Origin of the sequence: Euryhalocaulis sp. (genome assembly GCF_013911995.1) — a bacterium.
GTDB classification, from domain to species: Bacteria; Pseudomonadota; Alphaproteobacteria; order Caulobacterales; family Maricaulaceae; genus Euryhalocaulis; species Euryhalocaulis caribicus.
Window position 1 is genome coordinate 1 of record NZ_JACESD010000080.1, and the last position, 5,823, is coordinate 5,823.

Consider the following 5,823-nt stretch of genomic DNA (forward strand, 5'->3'; position numbering starts at 1 on the left):
GCGACAACTCAACCGCCATTGGCAACCAGTCCGTCGCCAATGGCACGGACGCGCTCGCCAGTGGCGTTTGACTGCCAGCCGAAAGCAGTGGCGGCCGTGCCGTTGGCGACGCTTTCGCCGCCGACCGCCGTCGTGGAGGTGCCGGTGGCCGAGGCGCTGTCGCCGATGGCGAGCGCGTCCGTGCCATTGGCGACGGACTGGTTGCCAATGGCGGTTGAGTTGTCGCTCTGCGCCTGGGCGTTCTCACCCACGGCCAGGCTGAAATCACCCTGCGCCGAGGCGATATGGCCAATGGCGTGGGCGCGTTCGCCCGTGGCGTTCGATTGCCAGCCGAAAGCCGTCGCGGCGATACCGTTGGCAACGCTTTCGCCGCCGACCGCGGTGGTGGACGGACCCGTGGCGGAGGCGTTCTCGCCCACCGCCGTTGCGTCCGTTCCGTCCGCCGTGGCGTCCGTTCCGACGGCGGTCGCCAGTTCGCCGGAAGCGTCGGAGCCGACGCCGCATTCAAGCGAATCCGCGCCGGAACCAGTGTTACAAGGCGCGGTGCCGTCTGCGGCGGCCGCGCCGGCCCATGTGATAGCCAGCATGCTGCCGGCGACCATCAAACCATTACGGAAAAACTTGCGTGACCCATTCATAACCTGGTGTCTCCTCTTGCATGATCGCAAAGGAGACCGTTCCGCCAGGACTCATGTCTCACCGAGATTGCAGGGGGCAAAGGCGTCCCTCGCGATGCGCTGAAGCAATATTGCTCCATGGACGGGACATGTGCCGATCCCGAAGCGAGGCAAGAAAAATCTTTGAAAAACGGAAGAATTATACGGTTTTTTCTTTTTAAACCGGCATTTAGTCTTGAGAGGCAAATTTTACTTAAGTTAAAAGCGGGCGCCGCAACCTGCGCGCCGGCTCTTAAAATCGGGAGGCGGGATCGCTAGATAGGATGTCATGACCGAGTCTGATCAAACACCCGTCACCATAAGCGCCTCCGCCGCCAGGAAGATCGGCGCGATCCTTGCCGGCGAGCCGGACAAGGTGCTGCGCGTCGCCGTTGAGGGCGGAGGCTGTTCCGGCTTCTCCTACAAAATCGATTTTGGCGAACGCGAGGACGAAGACATCGTGCTGGAGCGCGACGGCGCGACCGTGGTGATCGATCCGGTGTCCCTCCCCTTCTTGCAGGGCGCGGAGATCGACTTTACCGAGGAGCTGATCGGCGCCTCGTTCAAGATCAACAACCCGAACGCGACGGCGGCCTGCGGCTGCGGCACCAGCTTTTCGGTCTGATGGGGCTTTCCGTCGCCGGCGCGCTGGCGCAGCGCATTTCCACCCGCGCCTTTCTGGACAAACCGGTTTCCGAAAACCTGATCCGCGAAATTCTGGACGCGGCGCGCCGCGCGCCCTCCGGCGGCAATCTGCAGCCCTGGAAGGTGATCGCGGCGGGAGGCGATGAGCTGCCGGCGCTGACCGCGCTGGCGCAGCGCGTTCTGAGCGAAAACCCGACGGGCGAGAATACGGACCGGCCTGTCTATCCGTCCAAGCTTTGGGAGCCCTACCGCACCCGCCGGTTCGAGGCGGGGGAGGAACTCTATGGCAAGCTGGAAATTCCGCGCGAGGACAAGGGCGCGCGCCTGACGCAGTTCTGGAAGAATTACGAATTTTTCGGCGCCCCGGCGGCCCTGTTCTTCGTGATCGAGGAAGAGATGGGGCACGGCCAGTGGGCGCATCTGGGCATGTTCATGCAGTCTATCGCGCTGCTGCTGGAGGAGCGCGGACTGGCCAGCTGCATGCAGGAAGCCTGGGGCATATTGCGCCCGTCCCTGAAGAGCCATTTCGGACTGGCGGACAGCGAGATGGTCTATTGCGGCATGGCGGTGGGTTACGCCGACCCGGATGCGGTTATCAATCGCGTGCGGACGGCCCGTGAGCCGGTGGACGCGTTCACTGAATTCAGAGGCTTTTGAGCGGCGCGCCCCCTCGCCTTTGAACGCGACTCCGTTAGAACAGGGCGCATGAAGATAGCGACCTGGAACGTGAACTCCGTGAAGGCCCGCATCGGGACCGTCATGGACTGGCTGAAAGAGGCGGCGCCGGACGTTGCCTGCCTTCAGGAAATCAAGACGACCGACGAGGGTTTTCCGCGCATGGAGCTGGAAGACCTCGGCTATAATATCGAGACGCACGGCCAGAAGAGCTATAACGGCGTCGCAATCCTTTCCAAATTTCCGATGAGCGACGTCACGCGCGGCCTGCCGGGCGGCGATGGCGACGATCAGGCGCGCTATATCGAGGCGCTGATCGAGGCCGATACGCCGGTGCGCGTGGCCTCCATCTATCTGCCGAACGGCAACCCGGCGCCGGGGCCGAAATATGATTACAAGCTGGACTGGATGGACCGGCTGGCCGCCCATGCGCGCGAATTGCTGGCGCTGGAGGAGCGGCTGGTTCTGGCCGGGGACTATAACGTGATCCCGACGGAGGATGACGTCCATGACCCGGCTGTCTGGGCCGATGACGCGCTGTTCCTGCCCGCGACGCGGGCGAAATATCATGCGCTTCTGAATCTGGGGCTGACCAGCGCGTACGAACAGGCGGACGGGCGACCGCACCAGTACACGTTCTGGGACTATCAGGGCGGCGCGTGGCCGAAGAATCACGGCATCCGCATCGACCATCACCTGCTTTCCGCCGAAGCCGCCGACGCGCTGTCCGGGATCACGATCCACAAGGATGCGCGGTCCATGGACAAGCCGAGCGACCATGTGCCGGTCGTGATCGAGCTGCGGGACTGACGCGGTGATGGTCCGCCGGACCGCCGATGATTACTGGCGCTATGCCGCCATGGCCGCCATCGCGCTGGCCGCGCTGATCAAGCTGCTGCTGGCCGCGCACGTGGCCTTCATCTGGGAAGAGGCGAGCTACCGCATTGCCGGGTCTCACCCGGCCTGGGGCTTTGCCGACACGCCGGCGGGCGCGCCGCTGCTGAACTGGCTGAGCGCGGCGGTTTTCGGGGAAACGCGGCTGGGGGCGCGGCTGATCTTCTGGCTGGCCGGGGCGCTGATCCCGCTGGCCGTGTGGCGGCTGGCCGACGACGTGGCGGGGCCGCGCGCGGCGGCGCTGGCGGGGCTGATGGCGGCGGTGATCCCGCCGGTCTTCGTGGCCGGGGCGCACGCCTATCCCGAACCCATATTGCAGCTTCTGTTCGTGACGCTGCTGATTGCGCTATCCGGCGGGCTGCGGTCCAGCGACCGGCGCTGGTGGATCGCGGCGGGCGTGATTTGCGCGCTGGGGCTGGCCTATCACTATCGTTTCTGGTTCGTGCCGGCGGGGCTGGGCCTGTTCGCCGTGGCGACGCCGCAGGGGCGCAACCTTTTGAAGACGCGCGATCCCTGGATTGCGGGCGCGATCGCGGCGATCGGGCTGGCGCCCGGACTGATCCATAATATCCAGACGGGCTTTGCGTCCTTCACCTTCCAGGCGGCGGGACGTCAGGAATGGTCTTTCTGGCCGCCGGGCCTGCTCTATCCGCTGGAACAGGCGGCGATTTTGACGCCGGTGATCGCCGCATTCGCGGCGCTGGGCGCGCTGCAGCTGTGGCGGTCGGTCCGGCGGGGCGAGGCGTTTGCGGGGCTGGTCCTGTTTCCGGCGGCGCTGATCTGGCTTCTGTTCGCGCTGCTGGCGCCGCTGAACAAGGATTACCTGCTGCACTGGCCGTTCATGGCCTATGCGCCGCTGCTGCCTTTCGCGGCGATCGAGGCTGAGCGCTGGATGCACGGGGCGCGCTGGCGGGCGTGGGTTACGGCCGGCGGGGTGGCGCTGGCGGCGGTGGCGAGCCTTGGCTGGGCGGTGAACCTGATGGCGTGGCAAAGCGCGGGCGAGACGCGGCTTTATGGCGGGGATCTGGAGGACTGGTCGGACCTGCACCGGCCGCTGGATACGGCGCTGCTGCGCCTGCCGGGCGATGCCCCGACGATCGTCGTGGCGAGCGACCATGTGACGGCGTCGCAGATCGCGGTCGCGGCCGATCCGGGGGTGCCAGTCTATGCGCTGGACCACCCGACCGACGCGGCGCAGGGATTCCAGTATTACTGGGACAAGTGGGGCCGCGGGGAAGCGGACCTGCCGGACGGGGCGGAGGCGGTGATCGCGCTGCGCGAGCCGGACTATCTCTATCGAAGCGCGGAGCGCACGGCGTTCCGGGCGCGGCTGTGCGGCAGGTTCGGCGACATCGAAAAGCTGGCCACCGTGCCGCTGGCGCCGGGCGTGGTGCGGGTTTCCATCTATACCGCGCGCGCCGGGGGTGAGACGCCGCCCGCCGCCTGTCCGCTGCTGCCCAAGGCGATGATCGAACAGCCGCAGGCGGCCGAGCGCATGGCCCGCGACGCGCGGCCCGTCTATGGCGTGGCGGCGCACCCGGACGGGGTGAGGCGGATTGACGTGCTGCTGGACGGCCGGGTGATCGCAGGGACGGACCAGCGCCATGACCTGCCGGGCTACCGCTTCCCCGAAGTTCTGGATTTCGACCCGGCTTATCCGGCGGTCTATTGGGATTTGCGGGTTGATTTCGCGCCCTATGAGCCGGGCAAGCACGCGCTGGGCGTGCGGGTGACGACAGGGACCGGCGAAACGGTCGAGAGCGACCACCGGATTATCTATTTGAAGTGAGGCGCCTGGCGCCCTGCCCTTCGAGACGCCCTGCGGGCTCCTCAGGGAAAGGGCTACTGTGCCGCAGCGAATTTCACGCCAACCTTATCCTGAGGAAGCCGCGAAGCGGCTGTCTCGAAGGAGGTTCCAGAACGTCACTAAGGCCGGACTTCCCGGAGGGCCTTGATGACGTTGCGGACGGAGCCGATCTCGCTCATCAGGCTTTCGAAGCGTTCGGGGTCGTCCATGGGTTTGAACATGGAGCCCGGCTCGAACAGGTTTTTGGTGTCGATCAGGAAATAGAGCCAGCCGCCGGCGATGGCGCCGCGCAGCTTCTTGCCGCCAAAGCGCGCCTCCATCGCCGCCAGATGCTCCATGACATTGGGCGGCAGCAGGTAGCGCGCCTCCACCTGATCGGTGGTCCAGACGGTGAAGATTTTCTCGAACTCATTCTCGCCCATCCCGGCGCGGTCCATGCCGCGCGGCGCGGAAAAACCGTCGAACAGGCCGCCATCGCGGGCAAAGACGGTTTCGCCCAGCGCGCTGGACTGGTGCTGAACGCGGCCGATCACGCCGCGAAAGACGGTGACGTAATAGGTCTTCTTGTCGGATTTGCGCTTTTCCTCGAGATGCGCCTCGTAGAACTGGAAGCGCGCGCCGTCATGCTCGCCCTCGATCCAGTCCTCGAAATCGCGGCGGTCATGGCCGGGCAGAAGGGAATAGCGGCGGCAATCCTCGAACCCGACCGGCTCGAACCCCTTTTCGTGATGGGAATAGCCCAGCGCGGTGATGACCGGATGCAGCAGCGCCTGCTTGGCTTTTTTGTGGATGCCCTGAAGCATCGCGGCGCCGCCCCCGACAGTCAGGACAGCAGCCAGAATGAACGCGAAAATGATCAGGTCCGGGTTGCCATAGAGCGCGAGCAGAAGGGAGATGATCGCCGCGGCGCCGAAGATCACGCCGCCGGCGATGAAGCAGCGGCGGATCACCTGTTTGCGTTCGGCCTCCAGATCGCCGAGCGCGGGGCGGACCTGTGTTTCCCAAAGGCCGGGCGGCGCGTCCTCAAACCCCTCGGGAAGCGTCTGGCCCGCTTGCGTCATCCGTCCAGACGCGCCTGCGCGGCTTCCAGCTTGTCCTTCTGGGCCTGCGCCTCGGCCAGCTTTTCGCGTTCGCCCGCGACCACGG

At 65.8% G+C, this 5,823-nt stretch carries 5 protein-coding genes and 1 pseudogene; 4 read left to right on the forward strand and 2 right to left on the reverse strand.

Annotation, left to right across the window (positions count from 1 at the left end; all coding sequences use genetic code 11):
- Positions 1 to 44: 44 nt before the first annotated feature.
- Positions 45 to 638, reverse strand: a pseudogene (locus H2040_RS14135) (hypothetical protein); the annotation flags it as partial.
- 307 nt (positions 639 to 945) lie between these two features.
- Here H2040_RS14135 and erpA point away from each other — a divergent pair.
- The 4 genes from erpA to H2040_RS14155 are packed head-to-tail and all read left to right on the forward strand — an operon-like array spanning position 946 to position 4,659.
- Positions 946 to 1,281 carry an iron-sulfur cluster insertion protein ErpA gene (erpA, locus tag H2040_RS14140; protein ID WP_022698915.1) on the forward strand — a complete coding sequence of 112 codons (336 nt, stop codon included), beginning with the start codon at positions 946 to 948 and terminating at the stop codon, positions 1,279 to 1,281.
- Positions 1,281 to 1,958, forward strand: a complete 678-nt coding sequence (locus H2040_RS14145) for a nitroreductase (RefSeq protein WP_287158234.1) — start codon at positions 1,281 to 1,283, stop codon at positions 1,956 to 1,958. The genes erpA and H2040_RS14145 overlap by 1 nt, the downstream gene beginning before the upstream one ends.
- 48 nt (positions 1,959 to 2,006) lie before the next feature.
- A complete protein-coding gene (gene xth / locus H2040_RS14150; RefSeq protein WP_287158235.1) occupies positions 2,007 to 2,786 on the forward strand; it encodes an exodeoxyribonuclease III in 780 nt (259 codons plus the stop codon).
- A gap of 7 nt (positions 2,787 to 2,793) precedes the next feature.
- Complete coding sequence (locus tag H2040_RS14155; protein ID WP_287158237.1) at positions 2,794 to 4,659, forward strand: ArnT family glycosyltransferase; 1,866 nt, start codon at positions 2,794 to 2,796, stop codon at positions 4,657 to 4,659.
- A 137-nt stretch (positions 4,660 to 4,796) separates the two neighbouring features.
- On the opposite strand, the gene H2040_RS14160 is transcribed toward H2040_RS14155, so the two are convergent.
- Positions 4,797 to 5,738 (reverse strand): DUF3137 domain-containing protein, encoded by a 942-nt coding sequence (locus H2040_RS14160; RefSeq protein ID WP_287158239.1) that lies wholly within the window; start codon positions 5,736 to 5,738, stop codon positions 4,797 to 4,799.
- Positions 5,739 to 5,823: the final 85 nt, after the last annotated feature.

Bases quoted from the DNA above. Each gene is read 5' to 3' on its own strand.
- erpA (WP_022698915.1), top strand. From the start codon at position 946: ATGACCGAGTCTGATCAAACACCCGTCACCATAAGCGCCTCCGCCGCC.
- H2040_RS14145 (WP_287158234.1), top strand. From the start codon at position 1,281: ATGGGGCTTTCCGTCGCCGGCGCGCTGGCGCAGCGCATTTCCACCCGC.
- xth (WP_287158235.1), top strand. From the start codon at position 2,007: ATGAAGATAGCGACCTGGAACGTGAACTCCGTGAAGGCCCGCATCGGG.
- H2040_RS14155 (WP_287158237.1), top strand. From the start codon at position 2,794: ATGGTCCGCCGGACCGCCGATGATTACTGGCGCTATGCCGCCATGGCC.
- H2040_RS14160 (WP_287158239.1), bottom strand. From the start codon at position 5,738: ATGACGCAAGCGGGCCAGACGCTTCCCGAGGGGTTTGAGGACGCGCCG.